The organism is Paenibacillus sp. FSL R5-0887 (genome assembly GCF_038002305.1).
Taxonomy (GTDB): domain Bacteria; phylum Bacillota; class Bacilli; order Paenibacillales; family Paenibacillaceae; genus Paenibacillus_AQ; species Paenibacillus_AQ odorifer.
In genome coordinates, this window is the sequence record NZ_JBBOCE010000001.1 from 1,130,193 (window position 1) to 1,148,543 (window position 18,351).

At 39.7% G+C, this 18,351-nt stretch carries 19 protein-coding genes; 16 read left to right on the forward strand and 3 right to left on the reverse strand.

The features are described from left to right. Positions 1–51 precede the first annotated feature (51 nt). From MKY14_RS05265 to MKY14_RS05285, 5 genes are all read left to right on the forward strand, one after another. Positions 52–642, forward strand: coding sequence for an RNA polymerase sigma factor (locus MKY14_RS05265; protein ID WP_076125840.1), 591 nt, complete (start codon positions 52–54; stop codon positions 640–642). After that, positions 620–2,245 (forward strand): DUF4179 domain-containing protein, encoded by a 1,626-nt coding sequence (locus MKY14_RS05270; RefSeq protein WP_076125839.1) that lies wholly within the window; start codon positions 620–622, stop codon positions 2,243–2,245. Before MKY14_RS05265 ends, MKY14_RS05270 begins: the two co-directional genes overlap by 23 nt. A gap of 89 nt (positions 2,246–2,334) precedes the next feature. Then, positions 2,335–2,562, forward strand: a complete 228-nt coding sequence (locus MKY14_RS05275) for a hypothetical protein (RefSeq protein ID WP_036678084.1) — start codon at positions 2,335–2,337, stop codon at positions 2,560–2,562. A gap of 129 nt (positions 2,563–2,691) precedes the next feature. Further along, positions 2,692–3,852, forward strand: coding sequence for an alanyl-tRNA editing protein (locus tag MKY14_RS05280; RefSeq protein WP_340975929.1), 1,161 nt, complete (start codon positions 2,692–2,694; stop codon positions 3,850–3,852). 68 nt (positions 3,853–3,920) lie between these two features. Then, a complete protein-coding gene (locus MKY14_RS05285) occupies positions 3,921–5,063 on the forward strand; it encodes a copper amine oxidase N-terminal domain-containing protein (protein ID WP_076190425.1) in 1,143 nt (380 codons plus the stop codon). Between the two features lie 74 nt (positions 5,064–5,137). Here the strand turns inward: MKY14_RS05285 and MKY14_RS05290 are convergent, their stop codons facing one another. Beyond that, positions 5,138–5,938 (reverse strand): polysaccharide deacetylase family protein, encoded by an 801-nt coding sequence (locus MKY14_RS05290; protein WP_076125834.1) that lies wholly within the window; start codon positions 5,936–5,938, stop codon positions 5,138–5,140. A 330-nt stretch (positions 5,939–6,268) separates the two neighbouring features. Here MKY14_RS05290 and MKY14_RS05295 point away from each other — a divergent pair, with 330 nt between their 5' ends. Together MKY14_RS05295 and MKY14_RS05300 are read left to right on the forward strand one after the other, a co-directional pair. Further along, positions 6,269–7,810, forward strand: coding sequence for an ABC transporter ATP-binding protein (locus MKY14_RS05295; RefSeq protein ID WP_339174113.1), 1,542 nt, complete (start codon positions 6,269–6,271; stop codon positions 7,808–7,810). Continuing rightward, positions 7,803–9,566, forward strand: coding sequence for an ABC transporter ATP-binding protein (locus MKY14_RS05300; RefSeq protein WP_340975930.1), 1,764 nt, complete (start codon positions 7,803–7,805; stop codon positions 9,564–9,566). The genes MKY14_RS05295 and MKY14_RS05300 overlap by 8 nt, the downstream gene beginning before the upstream one ends. Positions 9,567–9,592: 26 nt before the next feature. Here MKY14_RS05300 and MKY14_RS05305 read toward each other — a convergent pair whose 3' ends face one another. Then, a complete protein-coding gene (locus tag MKY14_RS05305) occupies positions 9,593–10,489 on the reverse strand; it encodes a LysR family transcriptional regulator (RefSeq protein WP_076125828.1) in 897 nt (298 codons plus the stop codon). Positions 10,490–10,622: 133 nt separating this feature from the next. On the opposite strand from MKY14_RS05305, the gene MKY14_RS05310 reads away from it, so the two are divergent. The 5 genes from MKY14_RS05310 to MKY14_RS05330 all read left to right on the forward strand — a co-directional run bounded on the left by MKY14_RS05310 (position 10,623) and on the right by MKY14_RS05330 (position 13,855). Next, a complete protein-coding gene (locus tag MKY14_RS05310) occupies positions 10,623–11,852 on the forward strand; it encodes an MFS transporter (protein WP_340975932.1) in 1,230 nt (409 codons plus the stop codon). A gap of 56 nt (positions 11,853–11,908) precedes the next feature. After that, on the forward strand, positions 11,909–12,310 hold the full coding sequence (locus MKY14_RS05315; protein WP_076309385.1) for an NUDIX hydrolase: 402 nt from the start codon (positions 11,909–11,911) through the stop codon (positions 12,308–12,310). Between the two features lie 190 nt (positions 12,311–12,500). Then, positions 12,501–12,926, forward strand: coding sequence for a DMT family transporter (locus MKY14_RS05320; protein WP_076280686.1), 426 nt, complete (start codon positions 12,501–12,503; stop codon positions 12,924–12,926). A gap of 31 nt (positions 12,927–12,957) precedes the next feature. Beyond that, positions 12,958–13,416 (forward strand): DMT family transporter, encoded by a 459-nt coding sequence (locus MKY14_RS05325; protein ID WP_076125820.1) that lies wholly within the window; start codon positions 12,958–12,960, stop codon positions 13,414–13,416. A gap of 121 nt (positions 13,417–13,537) precedes the next feature. Beyond that, a complete protein-coding gene (locus MKY14_RS05330; RefSeq protein ID WP_076125818.1) occupies positions 13,538–13,855 on the forward strand; it encodes an iron-sulfur cluster biosynthesis family protein in 318 nt (105 codons plus the stop codon). Positions 13,856–13,954: 99 nt separating this feature from the next. Here MKY14_RS05330 and MKY14_RS05335 read toward each other — a convergent pair whose 3' ends face one another. Then, positions 13,955–14,563: a TetR/AcrR family transcriptional regulator gene (locus tag MKY14_RS05335; RefSeq protein WP_340975935.1), complete on the reverse strand. Its 609-nt coding sequence runs from the start codon at positions 14,561–14,563 to the stop codon at positions 13,955–13,957. Between the two features lie 257 nt (positions 14,564–14,820). Between MKY14_RS05335 and MKY14_RS05340 the strand changes: the two genes are divergently transcribed. The 4 genes from MKY14_RS05340 to MKY14_RS05355 all read left to right on the forward strand — a co-directional run bounded on the left by MKY14_RS05340 (position 14,821) and on the right by MKY14_RS05355 (position 18,321). Continuing rightward, positions 14,821–15,588 carry an SDR family NAD(P)-dependent oxidoreductase gene (locus MKY14_RS05340; protein ID WP_340975936.1) on the forward strand — a complete coding sequence of 256 codons (768 nt, stop codon included), beginning with the start codon at positions 14,821–14,823 and terminating at the stop codon, positions 15,586–15,588. 211 nt (positions 15,589–15,799) lie between these two features. After that, positions 15,800–16,600, forward strand: a complete 801-nt coding sequence (locus MKY14_RS05345; RefSeq protein WP_076190421.1) for a GNAT family N-acetyltransferase — start codon at positions 15,800–15,802, stop codon at positions 16,598–16,600. Positions 16,601–16,635: 35 nt separating this feature from the next. Beyond that, positions 16,636–17,319 carry a response regulator transcription factor gene (locus MKY14_RS05350; RefSeq protein ID WP_076125811.1) on the forward strand — a complete coding sequence of 228 codons (684 nt, stop codon included), beginning with the start codon at positions 16,636–16,638 and terminating at the stop codon, positions 17,317–17,319. Continuing rightward, entirely contained in the window at positions 17,320–18,321 is a 1,002-nt protein-coding gene (locus MKY14_RS05355; RefSeq protein WP_076305504.1) for a sensor histidine kinase, read from the forward strand. The last annotated feature ends 30 nt before the right edge of the window (positions 18,322–18,351 follow it).

The window sequence follows — 18,351 nt, forward strand, 5'->3', positions numbered from 1 at the left end:
TTTTTTAATAGGGATCGTCTATATAGTATCGTGCTTCAAGGAGGCTTCAAGGTGAAGGGACATGTACCGAAAGTTGAAAAAGAGGATGAGAGGCTATGGATCCAAAATGTTCTCGATGGACATAAAGAAGACTATTCGTATCTTGTAAATCGATATAAGAATAAAATTTATGGGCTTTTGCGAGGAATGGGAGCCAATCATCAAGATGCACAAGACATAACGCAGGAGACGTTTATTAAAGCTTACCGTAAGCTGGCCTCACATGATTTGGATAAGAATTTTGCGGCGTGGCTATATGCTATCGCGACTAATTTACTGAAGGATTTGTGGAAAAAAGACCGACCGACAGCGAGTTTGCCGGACGACAATGCCGAACATTCTCTTTCGGATAATCCAGAAGAAGAATTAATGCGATCGGAGCATCGCACAGAGCTGCTTCACCTGATGCAGAAGCTCCCGTCTAATTATCGTACGGCTTTACTGCTTCGTTATACCAATGATTTAAGCTATGAAGAAATGTGTATGGTTCTAGATGTTCCATTAAGCAAGATTCAAAATGATTTATACCGGGCTAAACAGCGTTTGAAGCAGCTAATTACACTCCAGGAGGTGAAGACCGATGAGGTGCTTAAATTCCTATGAGATCGAAGAATATATTTTAAGCAAATCTATCTTACGAGATCAAGCCGTAGCTGAACATATGGCAACTTGTACGCATTGTAATATGATCTACGAAGCAGAGCTTGAGGAACAAGCTGAATGGTCGCAGGCTATGTATGAAGAGCGCTTACCAGATTCATTTACTGCTCAAGTAATGGCTTCTTTGGAACAAGTAGAGCTTGAGGAATTTACTCCAACACAAAGGAATCGCAAGCATCCGAAGCGCAATAAGTTGCTGAGATTATTTATGGGTGCGGCGTTGTTACTGGTTGTGCTAAGTGCCGTGATCTTATATTCCGTTCCTACACTGGCAGAGACTTTACGTTCTCTTTTTGTAAAAAACAACATGGACATTGGCCTTCTACGAGCACAAGAATTTGGGTTGGTAGAGCATCCTAATATTAAGGTGAAGGATAAGGGCTACACAATCAAAATAGATGAAGCAGTGGCAGATCCTACACGGGTAATTGTTGCGTTACAGTTGTTTGGACCAGATGGAAAGCATGATAAAAAGCGGTTGGCCCTTAATGATGGGAACAGTATTGCGATTAAGGATGATCAAGGGAAGGTTGTTGGGGAGTTATACGATATAGGATTTACCAGTGACTTTTACTATTTGATCGCTAATTTCACTGAACCTCTGCAAACTGATCGAATTACGGTCGAAGGTCATATTACTGAATTGGGAAGTGAACGCAAGAACATCCCTACTCTTAAAGGCGATTGGAATTTCAATTTTTCTATGGATATGACAGAAGCGAATAAACAAACAACCTCCATGCCACTAACGGGTAGCTACACCTCCCCGGACGGTTTAACTGTGACCTTGAAAAAATTAACTCATATGGTGCAAGGTGTTCGTTTTGAGTTTGATACGCAATTGAGTGAAGAGGCATTGACCCGTTCTCCTGGCGAACTATGGAAGCAACAGGGCTTGAAATTCCATTTTGAGGATACAGCAGGCGAAGAGATTCACAGTGTTAATGCTAGAAAGTTTCCTAATAAGAATAGCGTGATGTCCTACTCTAACCTTCCCGGGGCAACAAAGGGACTTATGCACTGGAGCTATACGTTTAAATATTTACCTCAGGATACGCCTTATACTTTCGTATTGGATGGATATTTCATCCCAGAGAAGGATGGTTCTAGTGTGCAATTTGAGCCTGCCAAGTTGAAAGAACAGCCGATTCCCTTTGCATTTGACGGGGATGAACTGATGTTAAATGATTTTACAGTGGAGTCATCTCCCGATAACAATGTATCAGCGAAGGAAGGTGTATTACATTTTAGAGGAAGATTGAGAAATGAGTTTTTAAATAGTGAATGGATATTTAAGACACTAGATGGCAAGGAGTACAAACTAACTGAACAAGGAGCTTTTACTACTAAAGGGGTAGGATGGAAAGATGGTTATATTGAATTTATCGAGTCTCAGTCAAATAATCAAAAGAAATATTTCCAATTCCGTGCTGATGGCCTTACACAAATTCCCGAGCAGCTTCAATTAGTGCGCACGATAAACAATCGAATGTATGCTAATGTAGACTGGTCCGTTCCTATCATGGAAGCTAGCAAAAAAGAGTAAATATAGTTATTTGGTTTCCGGATTGTACAAGCAAATAAGGGGGAATAAGCATCTCATATACTATCACAATCGAAAAGAGGTGGTAGTTTATGACTGCTGCAGAGAAGAGAAAAATTCAAAGAGCTTTGAACGCATTGCGTAAGCAAAGAGTGATTCTGAAAGAAAGTCTTAAAAGAATTGAAGCCATTCTTTGCAGGTTGCCTATTGGCAGTCGTGAAAGATTTGAATTGTTAGCAGTAAGAGACTCAATAGTAGAAGCGCTTCGACTAAATGCAATTGCCATTAGAAATTTAAAAGATGCTACTTGTTCTTGTTAATTACCCTAATACCAGTTCTACGCAGTTTTTGCGTGGAGCTGGTTTTTTTGAAATAATAAGATTCAAACTATCCGTTATGATACTATAAACTTAATATGTCGATAACGTAAAAAAGAGAGGAAACCATTTATGACCAACAAACTATACTACAATTCTACATACCAGACTGATTGGCCAACCCGTGTGACTGAAACCATAGAACGAGAAGATGGGCTTTATGTTCTTTTAGAGGAGACGGCTTTTTATCCGCATGGTGGTGGACAACCCTGTGATCTTGGAGCTATTCAGGGAATCCCTGTGCTTGATGTAATCAGTGAGGAAGAGCTTGTACTGCATAAGCTGGAACGTTTACCTAATGAGGAATCGGTAACTTGTCAGATCGATTGGAATAGAAGATTTGACCATATGCAGCAGCATAGTGGCCAGCATTTGCTCTCAGCGGTTTGTCTAGAAAAACATAACTTTATGACCTTAAGCTTTCATTTAGGTGAGGACTATTGCACTATTGATATAGAAGTGCCAGAACTGTCTGCTGATCAACTGTACTCCATAGAGAGAGAAGTTAATCGGCAGATTTACTTAAATCACAATATTCTCAGTTATTTCGTAACAGGGGAAGAGGCTGCACAGCTTAAATTGGTTAAACAGCCAAAAGTGACAGAGAACATCCGGATTGTTGAGATCAAAGATGTTGAATACAACGCTTGTGGGGGGACACATGTGTCCTCAACGGGTGAAATTGGAATGATTAAGCTTTTAAAAGCTGAGAAAATAAAAGCGAACATGCGGATTTATTTTAAATGTGGGTATCGTGCTTTAGAGGAATTTAATACTAGTCAGCAAATCCTTGGAACACTGTCTTCCAAATTCAACACAGGCAAAGATGAGATTATTGATCGAATTGAAAAATGGGAAAATGAACAAAAGCTGCTGCAAGCTGAAATTTACCTGCTTAAAGAAAAAAATGACGACTATGTTGTGCAAGAGCTTTTAAATGAGCAAGCGGGAAAGATGATCGCACAAGTATTTGAGGGTAAATCTCTAAAAGATCTACAGAGCTTAGCAAATAAGCTGACTTCGAAATGTGATCTTCCTGTATTATTAGCTACTTCTGCGGAGAATAAGGTTGTTTTTGCGCAGAATGGGAGCACGGAGATTTCCTGTGGAGCTTTTTTCAAAGCTCATCTAGGCAGCTATAATGGTAAAGGCGGGGGCAGCGATAAACTGGCGCAAGCAGGATTCCCAACTTGGGAGGATGCTTTGGCATTTTATGAGTTTGCTAGAGGGTGAGAAGAAACTTTTTCTATTATCTTCCGTCTAATTACATATGATTATAAGGTCGAAGGAGACGGATAGAAATGAATAAATGGAAGGTAACACTAGGGATCTTTGCAGTTTTGATTTTAAGTACTGGGTATGGAGCGGTATCTGCGCAAGCAGACAAGCAAATTCAATTCAACTATAAAGAAATTGGAATCAGCAGTAAACAAGTGATCGCGGAGAATACAACTTTTGTACCCTTGAAATCACTTGCAGATGCTATGGGTTATACGTTATCGTGGGATCAAAAGTCCAAAATGGCCAAGCTGGTACGTCCAGAGCGTGAAGTCATCTTCACCGCGGGTGCTGCAACGTCAAAAGTGAACGGGGCAGCGATGGCATTAACAAAATCTCCGCGTATCATAAAAGGTTCGTTGTACATGCCCTTGGTCTCTGCAGTCAGTGTACTTGGGGGTAAAACCGCGTTTAATAAAACGGATGGGGTTATCCAAATCGTAGATGAACCTAGATTTGTTGCTGCTTCTGTAGAAGGTAGATCCTATTGGATATCTCAAAAAAACGCAAATTTATATTACCGGGCTACGGCAGCTGGGAAACCAGTAATTATTGGCCAACTACCCCTTAAGGAGTCAGCTTACAATCATGGATTTGAGATTAAAAAACTTGGAAATGGCACGGACTTACTTCAATTAACGGACAATCATTATGCAATGTTTTATGATTTCAACAGCAGCTATCAGGTACTAGTTCAAGCAGGTACAATAATTAAGCAAATGGATTATCAATATATGATTCCGGCTTATCCACACGCGCCTCAAGTGCCTTCCACTCAGGTGTATATGACCGATGGGAAGAACGTTCAGTATATTACTAAGGATGGCGGTTTGGGCAAGTTGTTTGAGATGGAGAAATTAACCGGGGCAACCGGTGATTTCATAGTGGAGTACGCCGCGGAGGATGTGGCACTCGTTCGCTTATTAGATACAACTCAATTATATATTGTCTACAGCAGTACAGGAGAAATCGTCAATCTCAGTGAACAACTGATTACTAGTGAGGATCGTAAAGAATGGGATAAAGTAAATGATGGCAGAGATCAATACATTCTGAGCAGAATGTTAGGGATGAAAAGCCGTAAGGGGAATGTACTGACATTCACCTATACGCCAATCCTTGAAGAAAAAGCAAAAACAGTGACATATACACTTCAAGCGAAATAATTCGGAATCACATCAATATAATTAGTACAAAAAAAGAGCGATGTTGAACATCGCTCTTTTTTATGTATTTATGATTATTTCGTTGTCATCATACTTCCACCCTTAATCTGAACGGGTTGATCATTTATAGATACCCAAACATCTATGGCAGAATTGTTGCGGATAATCGTTTTGTCGGCACTTAATTTCAGTGAATACAGGGCAGTGACATAATCATAAATCTCAATATTAGTAGCGTACCAAATATCTGAATGTCCACCTGCTTGTTGGCAAAAAGTTTCGATTAGCTCCCAATTGTTCTGCTGTGCGAACTCATAGCTATGGCCCCAAACATAGCAGAGTCTTAGTTTCTGGGAGGGTCCTTCCATTGTGAATCGCTCCCAAACCTGATGCAGATCTTCAATATGGTGGCAGGTTGGATGCCATTCCATGAAATTAAGAGGCATATCAAATTGTTTAGTAGAGTGAACAGTGCGGCTGTATTCAATTCCAACGGACTGAAGTGGTGCAATTATCTCCTGAGAGTATGTACCGTAGGGGTAGGACATGCCTCGCACTGGATAATCCACCAGCTTTTCCAATCGTTTACGGTCTTCGAACAACTCTTCAATTACCATCGGTAAAGGAAGACGCTCTAGATGTGGGTGAGTAACGGAATGGGCGGACACTTCATGATTCCTGAGCGAATGCTTAACATCAGCGGGCGATAAGAACCCAGGTGCATTGATCATTGCACTATTTAAATGGAAGGTCCCTTTAATTCCATATTGATCAAAAATACCAGCCAAGCGGATATCGTGTTTCTGGCCGTCATCATAGCTCATAGTGAGCGCCTTTGATAATCCGCCTGGGAATAAGTTGAATTGAAGTTTCATGAATTCACACTCCTATAATTTGGTGAGCTTGAAAGTGCTTCTTCCAATTATAAACAATTAACGTTATAATCAGATTCCACGTTTGAAAAGGAAAGAGTTTTCAGTGAAAAATATACACTTAAGGAGAGATGCTATCTGCCTGACTTTCTCTACGTTGTAAAGCTACTCTATGTAAAAGACAAAAGAAACTCACTTTTATATTTTATCACTAACCTGCTGAGCCCACCAATTCTATTTGCAGAGCTGTTCATAACGAAATATGTGGTTGACCTCATTCAGAACTTCACGACTAACGCCTACCTACATATCTTACTATTGGTAAGTTCACTGATGTTAATTTTATATCTGGCTGGCATCAATGGTTCTCTTCGAGCCATTTCTGTAACCAATTTAACGGCAACCAGTATTTATGAACTGGAACATAGTATTTTGGCTAAGACCTCTAAATTATCGACGGCTTTATTGGAAGATCCCGCAACAAAAACGATTAGAGAAAAAGCAAAACGGCTTTCCCTGATCGATTTGTTAGATCAATGGACCGGGGTGACAATCCACTTTATAACATTGATCGCACTAATCGTAGTCCTATCCTGTTATGGCTTTTATATCCTGGCAATGTTCATTTTAGTAGTACAAATTCTGCAGCTTTACCTCATCAGATGGATGTCTCGGAAAGTAGAGGCCATTTCAGCGAATCAAACCTCCTCTGTACGAATGATTAATTATATCGTTGATTTGCTGGTTAGTAGAAATACCCTCCCGGAAGTAAGAATGTACGGAATGTCCTCCTACTTGGTTACCACAATGAAAGAGATCTTTAATGGGAATTTCAAACAAATGCACCGAAAAGTTATTTTATCTGAGACCTTAAGCTTCTCCCAAAGTATAACTATGACTTTATTAAACGGGCTTACGATTGCTATTTTAGCAATTACGCTTGGAGGTAGCGGGCAGAGCGCCGGACTTTTCGTATTATTACTTCAGATATCTAGTCAATTATTTATTGTCATTCCTGCACTAACAAGGATGTATTCTGATCTGACCAAAAGTCGCGTGCGCTTCAATGAGTATAGTGCGTATTTGGAACTTGAAGAGCAAGTTCAAAGAGATCCGGAAGATTCCATAAGGAATACCGATGCGATGCAGATCATAATTCAGCAGTTGAATTATCGTTATGCAACCAATGCACAGGACACGCTTAAAAATATAAACATGACCCTCAAACCTGGTGAACGAGTTGCTTTTGTAGGTGAGAATGGTTCAGGAAAATCCACGCTCATCAAGCTGATAGCAGGGTTATATCATCCAACAGCGGGAAACATCCAGTGGTTTAATGGAGAGCAGGAAGTTCTGGCTCATAACGTCACAAAGGGTGTGAGAGTTGTTTTTCAGGATTTCACTAAATTACATAGACCAATTCGAGAAAACATAGCCATGGGGAATATTGCTGCCATGTATGACGATTCAAGATTATTAGCTGCGATGAGAAAAGCAGAAGCCGATTCTTATGGTGTTGCGTTGGACACTTTAGTAGGTCCACAGTTTGGGGGGATTGATCTGTCTGGTGGACAATGGCAAAGACTTGCGATTGCACGTGCATATCTCAACAACGGCTCGCTTACGATTTTTGATGAACCTACTGCAGCCCTCGATCCTTACGCGGAACAGCAGGCGTTTGAAACCTTTATGAAATTAGGAGAGCAGCAGACCTCCATTATTGTGACACATCGGCTATATATGTCCAAATTCGTTGATAGAATTTTTCTGTTTGAGCATGGAGAAATCGTTGAAAGTGGAACACATGAAGAATTAATGAAGTTGGATGGTAAGTACAGGGGAATGTTTAACCGCCAGTCCTCTTTATATGGCTGAGAAAGGAGAGATTCTGCTGAGAAGAGACCTTAAGAATATTTTAACGATACTGGCACGGATGGTTGGAAAAAGTCCAGCAATCTCAACAATAACGATCATAGTTCCTGTAATCAGTGGATTATTAACTTTTTACTCGTATTCTGTTCAAGTTCATATCATTAATGCAGTAGCTGCTGGTGCGATAACCTTTCTTCCGATTCTATGGTTTGTTTTAATTCATGGGGTACAAGCCTGTTCAGTGAGTATAACCAACATAATGAAAAGTCGAATGAATGCGGAACTAACTCTCGCTTTCCAATCCGAGCTGATAGATATTGCAAACCAAGTTGACTTTGAGGATTTTGATGATGAAGAGTTTGGGAACAAGCTGCAAAGAGCTAAAACAATAGTTGGAGAAGATTTAGAGGGAATTACTGGTTTTTTGCTGTCCAGTGTAGGGAATGTCTCAGGACTTATAAGTATCATCTGGTTATCGGCTACAAGTGGATATTTTTTTGTCACACTGGTGGTGGGTTTAATGATCGTATCTACTTTATCTTTTCGAATGTTTACAGAGATTAAAGTTAGAAGAACAGGGCGAGAGCTTACTTTTGACGGAAGAATGGGAGATTATCTAGCTGTAACTTTGGAAGATCCTAATGCGATTAGGGAAATGCGAATCTATAACTCTATCTCCTATTTTACGGATCTCTGGGCAAAGCTTATGAAAAAGCAGCATGATAAAAGGTATAGTGCCAGGAAATTCGAGATCAAAACAGGGATGATTGTGGCTATGGTTCAGACGAGTGCTATTTTTATCGTATTGGTCTATCTGTTAAGTAAAATGGGGGAGTCAAATACAGTTACTGTGGGGACAATCTCAGTGTTATTTCTGGCTTTGTTAACCTGTGGTGGTAAAATCATGAGTTTGACCTGGCCGCTAAGCAAGCTTTACATCAGCAGCAGTAAATTATATGACTTAAATGAAGTGCTTACCTATAAAAATAGAGATTTCCGAAAAAATAATATCAATAACAGCTCTGAAGCTATGCTTCCTATTACCGTTTCAAATATCTATTTTAAATACGCCAAATCCAGTAAGTATGTTTTATCTAACATCAATATGGTCATAAAGCCCGGTGAGAAAATAGCCATCGTTGGAGAAAATGGAGCAGGAAAGTCTACCTTGATCAAATTGTTATTAGGGCAGTACACTGCTAGTTCTGGATCTATTTACTGGAAAGACAGTCCAGAACCTCAAGGTAAAGTATCCGTCGTGTACCAGCATTCTATTAAATTCGAAATGACACTAAGAGAAAACATCCTGTTGGGTGATGCCAAATCTTCGCCGGACGATGTGAAAATACTAAGTATTCTGGAAAAATGTGAGCTGATGGATTTGTTTTACGAATTAGGGGGACTAGATGTAAGGTTAGGTCAAATGCTTGAAGGAAGCAGGCAGCTATCAGGCGGACAGTGGCAAAAGCTGGCGATAGCGCGTGCGTTATATAATGATGCGGATCTTATAGTGTTTGACGAACCTACTTCTGCGATTGATCCGAATGCTGAGATGCAGATCTATACACAATTATTAGATATCTGCCAAGATAAAGCTGCGATCTTCATTTCACATAGACTGGGCTGGGCGAAAAATGTTGATACGATCTATGTTATTGATAATGGAAGTATAGCTGAAGTGGGGCAGCATCAAGACTTAATAAATAATAAAGGGATTTATGCAGATATGTACGCTTTACAATCATCTTGGTATAACTAAAAATGCTTAGCATAGTAGTTTTTACCTTAATTATATTCATGAGGTTTACTAAAAAAATCCACAGCAAATTTCCGGAAATGTATAGCTGCTTGCGATAAAAAGTGCTTTCTGCTCCATGCGATGCCAAAAGAGCGTTGACATAGTGGTTCTGTTATTTTTAATTGAACAATTTCTGTATTTTGACTTCTTCTGCCTAAGGAGAGAGGGAGGGTGAAGGTGATTCCTAGTCCCATTTCTACTAGGGTTTGAATGGCGCTTACTTCTTCAAGCTCAAACGTAATTTGAGGTTCAAATCCAGCTTGTCGGCAAAATTCATCTGAAATTTCACGGAAATTATATCTAGAAGATAAAGAAATGAAATTCTCACCTGCAGCTTCTATCAAAGAAATACTCTTTCGATTAGCAAAGCGATGATTCTTGGGCACAGTTAAACATAATTCTTCTTCTGCTAAGGTATGCCACTCGATATCTGGTCCGGTAACAGGTGTAGATGATATGCAAAAATCAATCGCTGCACTCTCTAAATCATTTCTCATTTCTAACGCAGAGCCGAGCTGACGTTGGATGATCCGTACATGCGGATGAAGGGTAAGAAATTCTTTTAGTAAAGTGGGCAATACATACGGGAGTGTGGCCGCAATGGAAATTACACCATGTTCAAGTCCAGCCATATCTGTGAGCTCACGCTGTCCTTCTTCAAGTTCCATAAAAGCTTGCTCGACACGTTGCAGATAGGTTTTTCCGAATTCGTTCAATTTTATATTTCTGCCTTGTCGCTCGAATAAGGGAACACCTAAGTTTTTCTCTAAACGCTGTATGGAATTACTAAGGGAGGGCTGAGATACATTTAATTCTTTTGCGGCCTTAGTCATGTGTTCATGGCGTGCAACTGCCTGAAAATATTGAAGCTGAAGGAATTCCATAACAAAAACCTCACTTTACTTATAACTCTAATGTGATCTATCGATCATATAATATGTATTTTACTTAATTAATTTTCAGTCCTATACTATTGTAACATATAAAAAGTTATAGGTAGGATGGAGAGAGTCTGTTGTGATTAGAGAGAAAATATGGACCCGGAATTTTATTGTTGTTTGCTTAAGTAGTTTTTTTATGTTCCTGACCTTTTACATTCTGGCAACTGCATTCCCGTTATACGTAAAGGAAAGCTTACACGGGAATCAGCAGCAAATGGGGTTAGCGATTACTATCTATGTAATAGGGGGAGTTTTGATCCGTCCTTTTTCGGGACAATGGGTCGATAAATTCGGCAAAAAGAAAATGGCGGTTATTGGGCTAACCATATTTCTAATCGCCTGTATTGGTTACTTCGGATCTAATGGAATTGTACTATTCCTGGTAATTCGTTTCCTACACGGAATGAGTTATGCTGTTGCCTCGACAGCTACTAGTACAATAGCCTCGACGCTAATTCCTTATTCACGTCAAGGAGAAGGCATCGGTTATTTTAGCATGTTTATGAGCATTGCTATGGTCATTGGACCCGCATTGGGTCTTTTTCTCTGGAAAGATGAAAATATTAATGTACTACTGTTAGGCGTGTGTGTGATTGCCGCTCTCTCGCTGTTATTCACGTTAGGTGTTCGGATGCCAAAAGAAGATAAGGCTAACGTTATTGAAGCTGTTAAGAAACCTGCTAAGACGCGAAAAGGGCTTCGCTGGAGAGACGTAATCGAGCCGAAAGCCTTGCCGATATCACTTGTCGGATTTACGCTTGCTTTTTCCTACAGCTCCTTGTCTGGATTTATAGCTTCTTTTACGAAAGAAATTCATCAATCACAGCTTACTGGGTATTTTTTTGTGGCTTTTGCAATTATGATTGTATTGTTTCGCCCGGTTATAGGTAAAGTATTCGATAAATATAATGAGCATTTTCTCATCTATCCCGGAATTCTAATCTTCGCCGTTGGATTGCTTAGTTTAAGTCAAGCTCGGTCTGGTTTGATGTTAATGATGTCTGGTGTCATTATGGGAATTGGATATGGTGCACTTATGCCATGTTTCCAGACTCTTGCGCTTAAATTAGCGGCTAAAGATCGTAGAGGTAGTGCGAATGGGACCTTTTTCTTGTTATTTGATTTGGGTTATGGAGCGGGCTCGTATTTCATGGGTTTAATTGCTTCTTATACGGATTACCGAATGATGTATGAGGTTGCGGGGGGAGTAACACTTCTTTCGCTTGCTGCGTACTATTTGCTTCATCATGTACCTCAGGCCAAAGCTAAGCTGCACATACAAAAATCAAATATAGACGTTGTATAAATAGATGGTCTTGGCTGTATGATATAATTATTAGAAAAAAATATGGGGAGAACTGTATGACTACAATCATTGATAAAATTGCATGGATTCATATTCAGAATGGACAAGTTTTGTGTGCGCGTTCCAAAGGGAAAGATACCTATTATTTGCCTGGAGGAAAAAGAGAAGCTGGAGAAATAGACGAGGAGACGCTCGTGCGCGAAATCGAGGAAGAGATCTCTGTTCGTATTAAACCAGAAACCATCTCCTATTTTGGAACCTTTGAAGCGGAAGCTCACGGTAAAGCTGAAGGCGTCATAGTTAAAATGACATGTTATATCGCGGATTTTGAAGGTACACTTAGTCCTGCGTCGGAAATTGAAGAGTTATCCTGGTTATCTTATAAGGATCGAAATCGTGTTTCAGTCGTTACACAGATCATTTTCGATCAATTGCATGAGCATAAATTACTTTCCTAATCCACAATTTAAAGTTCTGAAAGCCCGTTTTAAGCCTAAGAGATGGCTTGAGGCGGTCTTTTTTTTGAAAATATACGAAAGGCTTATAGGGGCAACAACATCGTTTATTTTGCTTTGGGACAGATGTCCTTTTTTAAAGGCCTGAATTGCTTTTTAATATGTAAGAGATCGAAGTTGAGGAGAGAGAGAAATGAGAGGAATTATATTTGCGTTTTTAGCGGGGGCTTGTATCACTCTGCAAGGAGTATCTAATGCTCGAATTAGTCAAGATATTGGGACTTGGCAAGCTGCGACAATTACACAGTTAACAGGATTTATCATGTCGTTACTAATCCTCTTATTTGTTAGAGATGGGAAATGGCAAGGAATAAAAGAAGTAAAACCATTATATCTAATTGGCGGATCTTTTGCCGCAGTCGTTATTTTCAGTGAAGTCACTGCCATTCAACAGATTGGCGTTACTTTTACTATATCGACATTGCTCATTGCACAGCTATGCCTGACCTTTTTAATTGATATTAAAGGCTGGTTTGGGATGGAAAAACGACAAATGAGACTCCCACAGTTTATTGGAATAGGGTTGATGATTGCTGGAGTAGTGATTTTGAAATTCTGAGAATACAATCAACAACTGGAGGAGTTACGTTATGATTTTAGGGTTAATATTAGCGCTTGTCGCGGGTTCATTCGTTAGTTTACAAAATATTTTTAATACGAAGGTTAATCAAAAGGTTGGATCTTGGGCCACAACGACGTTAGTATTAGGGTTGGGTTTTCTGGCTTCCTTTATCATGAGTCTTATCTTTGAAGGCGGCCGAATATTTACTTTGCGAAATATGGAGCCTTGGTACTGGATCAGCGGATTGATCGGGGTGGGTGTAGTAATCTGTCTCGTGCAAGGCACCAAACGTCTTGGGCCAACCTATGCGATCTCGATCGTATTAATCTCTCAGCTTGGGTTTGCTTTATTGTGGGATTCCCTCGGCTGGTTAGGGCTTGAAAAGGTTCCATTCACCTGGAAGCAGTTGGTCGGAGTACTCGTGATTGTTGGCGGTATTCTAGTGTTTAAGCTAGGTGGTGCCCGGGAGACTCAAAAGTCGGCTTAATTTATCCTCAGACTCATGTTTGTCAAAATAGAAGTGATGGCAGTCACACGAGAGTGAAAGCAAATCAATCTATACTTTGGGAAAGTAGTAACTCAATTATAAATAAGGAGCAGATCATCCAATGTTCATACAATTGAACTCTCTAACTACAGAAAAGTTAAATGAAAACCTTGGTGAACGACCAGGTTATTTTAAATTGTTCTTCGATACAGAGGGCTGTGGTTGTAATGGCGTGATCGTAATTCAGATTATTAGTGAACCCCATGCTACAGATATTGAAGTTCAGAAAGAGCCCTTTACTTTTTTTGTGGACCGTCAACAGGAATCTTTATTTGATGAACAGATGCGACTTGAAGCAGATGAGAATTACCCGTCATTCAGATTAAGTAGTGATTCGGGCCTGTTAGGAAGCAATATTCGAGTAAAAGATATTCGCTGAGTAGAGCACTGCTACTAAAAACCAGAGCATTTGAGATCATCTCTCAATGCGCTGGTTTTTTAAATTTCGTTCCTATATATGGCACTTGCAATTCATTTCTTACCCATTAGATTTTTTCATAAAAGCTATATGGTCTATTTTGCTGTTCACCAGTGTAATTAACTGTTCTGCCATATAGCTCGCCGAATATTTGAAATTGACTTCAGCCCAGTGCATAATGACACCTACTGTAGCAGACATTTGGTAACTCAACATAATTTCATAATCCACAGGAGCAGCATCAGCTTCTATCTCAATTCGCATATCCTCACGCATGGATTCCCGTAAACGGTGGAACAGTTCAACAGTCATTTTCCCTCGTTCCACTGCGGATAAGGCTAAAAAATCCGCTTTATGCCCCTCAATATATTCGAACAGCTGCAGAATGGAAGGGAAGACCTCCGTTGCCTCAATACGTTCCAATCCCTCATAAGGGTCTAATAGCGCCTCTCCTATACCCTGTAGAAATTCATCATGTATTTCCTTAAGCAAAGCCTCTTTACTCTCAAAATGTTTATAAAAAGTCCCTCGATTGTAATCCGCTCGATTAGTCACGTCCAATATCGTAACTGAATCATAGCTATTTTCCAATATTAGCTCAACGAATGCAGATTTCAGAGCTTGGCGTGTTCTTCTGGTTCTTCTGTCTTCATGTTCTTCCTGTATCAAAAAAACTACCTCCAGCTATGATCTTTTTATCGTTCATTTATAGTTCTTACTTTAAAAGTAACAAAAGATCAGCTAATGTTCAAGATTTAGACATAAGTAAACACGTAGAGCAAGTATGTTGGTTAGGCGACATTACTTAAAATTCTGATTATTGAACAGGTTAACTAATGGGGTGTACTCTAGTAATAGAGATAGGTTATCCCATCTCCTAAGACTATAATATATAGCCAATTCATAACAAAGGATGCGAACATACAATGAGTGAATCATATGTAAAAACTGCTGTAATTACTGGAGCTGCAGGTGGAATCGGTAAAGAGCTTGCCCGTCGATTGTCTGATCGTAAACTGAATCTTGTACTTGTCGATCTGAATGAAGAAGCGATAAAAAATGTCATCCAAGATTTAGGCTTAAATGAATCTAACTCTTTAGCTGTAGCTGCGGATGTCTCTAATGAAGAAGACGTTCAGAATTATGTTAATAGAGCGGTAGAAAAATTTGGAACCATTGATTATTTTGCAAACAATGCCGGAATTGAAGGTCCGACAGGTCAAATCGAAGAGCTTAACGTTAAAGCACTTGATCTTGTATATAACGTCAATGTACGTGGTGTATTTCTTGGACTACATTATGTAATTCCTGTGATGAAAAAACAAAAATCAGGTGCTATTCTGAACACTTCTTCTCTGGCAGGACTCATGGGTGCACCCGGCATGGCCCCTTACATTATGTCTAAGCATGCTGTAATTGGTTTGACTCGCGTAGCTGCAAATGAGCTTGCACCACTTGGTATTCGTGTAAATGCGGTACTCCCAGGAACGATCAATACACAAATGATGCGTAAAATTGAAAATAATTTTGGAAGCGCAGAAGAATACAAGGCAGCTAACGAAGCTGCAACACCTATGGGACGCTACGGAGAACCGCAAGAGGTTGCCGCTGTGATGAACTTCCTTCTGTCGGATGAGGCTTCATTCGTAACGGGTTCTCTATATACAGTCGACGGTGGTATGATAGGTCAATAATGCAAGCTGATTTCGATCATTAAGGATACTCCAAATAAAGGATTGGGCCTGTGCGTCAAGCATTGGGTCCAATTCTTTTTTATTTAGGATACCCGGATCGGATTTTATAATAAGCAATTTGCTGAATTATCTTATAGAATATACAAAGGGGATTTAATCTTTTTAAGTATTGATCAGTGATTTAGATAAATTGTTGGCGAGGAGTGTTCATATGCATGAATTATCTCAACAGGATTTTAATGAAGTGAAACCGTTACTTACAGGTGCTCCTATTCATCCTGAAATTCTCTCCATTATCGAGGGAAATAATCCGGGCTGGATTTTTGTAGATCAACTTGTAACACCAAAAAGCGCGTTGGTATGGAGTAAGGGGATGCAAGGATTTTATATTATAGGCGATCACACCAATGAGTTATTTATTAAGAGCTTAGATAGTTATATATCCAGTCATATTGCACCGAGGATGAAAAAGCTTGGGCTGGAGTATTTTGAAGTCTCAGGTCAACACAATGAATGGAATCTGGCATTGATGTTTCCTTCTAGGAAGCTATATCCTTTTGAACAAATGGTGTTCAAGTTATTCCACAAGCCCGTTGAGTCCCTTAATAATGCGATTAGAATTATAAATCTTAAAATGCTGGACTGGGAGGACTTAGATCTAAAGAATATAGAATTTGTACATGATAATATTGATTTATTCTGGTCATCGAAAGAAGACTTTAGGGCAAAAGGCTATGGATATGCTGCTGTTGAGGGAACTGAGATTATGGGTGTATGTTATTCTAGTTTCGTTACGGAGGATACACATGCTATCGGAATTGAAACTCTCTCCAAGTATCAGAATAGAGGAGTGGGGACTCATTTAGCGGCCTTAGTAGCGGAGGATATACTTACAAATGGTTTTACACCTTACTGGGACTGTTCATTAGATAATGAAGCTTCCCGAAAGCTAGCGCTCCGTTTAGGATTTCAGCAAATTCATCAATATAAGTGTAGTGCTTTTTCAATATGACGGTTTCGCAAATTATTAGGTTAGGATGAACATTGATGAGAATATTGCTCGTAGAGGACGATAGAACGATTGCTTCAGGACTTGAATATTCCTTGCAGCAGGATCATTTTGAAACTATTTTATGTTATGATGCAACCTCTGCTAGGAGGGTGTTGGCGGAGCGGTTATCTGAAGTAACACTTTGCATTTTTGATCTCTCTCTACCGGATGGCAGCGGATATGATCTGTGTAAGATCGTGAAGGAGCGGAGCGATATTCCGGTCATCTTTTTAACTGCGATTGATGACGAAGTTAATGTAGTGATGGGACTTGATATGGGAGCAGACGATTACATAACTAAGCCATTTCGGATTCGCGAGCTGTTATCACGCATTAAATCGGTGTTAAGGAGATATAACAAGCAGGCTCAAACTCCATCTAATTTTGAACTAGAGAATATACGGATTAATACGCTTGAAGGAAAAGTTTATAAGAACGGCGATGAAGTTCTGCTAACAGCATTAGAATATCGTCTGCTTCTGATATTTGCTAATCATGTGGGACAAGTCCTTTCCAGAAATCAGCTGTTAGAGCGGATTTGGGATGTCGCCGGAGAATTTGTAAATGATAATACATTGTCTGTGTATATTAAACGCTTAAGGGAAAAGTTAGAGGATAACCCGCAAGAACCCACACTGATCAAAACAGTACGCGGTTTAGGGTATAAGGTTGGTGATTAGATGTTACGAAACAGAGAATTTAGATGGTTATTACTAACGATGACTACGATCAGCCTTCTGGCGATTATAGGAACGGCATTTATTTCATCAGCAGCGATGGGGATCACGGCGGTAACTTCAGTTCTGCTTATAGGTTGTTGTTTATTATTTACCCGCTGGAGATACCGCGAAATTGAGAAGCTTTCAGGGTATCTACGTCAAATTAGCAGCGGTAATTATTCGCTCGATGTTCGTGATAATCAGGAAGGCGAGCTTAGTATCCTGAAAAATGATATTTATAAGGTGACGTTGATGTTATCGGAGCAGCGTTTGCTTTTGCAAGAGGATAAAATAAAGCTTACCAATGCGATCTCCGACATCTCCCATCAGCTCAAAACACCACTTACCTCCATGACCGTGATGGCAGATTTATTAAGCGATCCTGATCTGGACGTTGAGAAAAGAATAGAATTTACGCGGAAAATCAGCCTTCAGCTCGATCGGATTGGCTGGCTGGTTTCTTCATTATTAAAGTTCTCAAAGATCGATGCCGGAACCATTCAATTTAAAAAAGATTCAATAAAAGTAAAGAAGCTTGTTCAGAAATCTATGGAGCCCATACTGATTCCAATGGATATTAAGGAGCAACGGATCCTAATCGAAGGTGAAGACGCTACCTCATTTATAGGCGATTACAATTGGACAACTGAGGCGATGATTAATATTCTGAAAAACTGTGTAGAGCATACACCTGCTGGGGGAGAGATTGCGATTTCTTTTGCAGAAAACACGCTGTTCACGGAAATTGTCATTACTGATAATGGAAAAGGAATTCCTAAAGCAGAGATCCCCTATATTTTCAAACGATTCTACAAGGGTACAAATGCAAACGAAGACAGCGTTGGAATTGGACTTGCCTTGGCGCAAAGTATTATCACTGAACAAAACGGCACGATTGATGTGGTGAGTGAAGTAGGAAAGGGTACACAATTTCGGATCAAATTTTACAAGCAAGTGATTTAACAATTATGGCTTAGTGACTAGAATGTCACT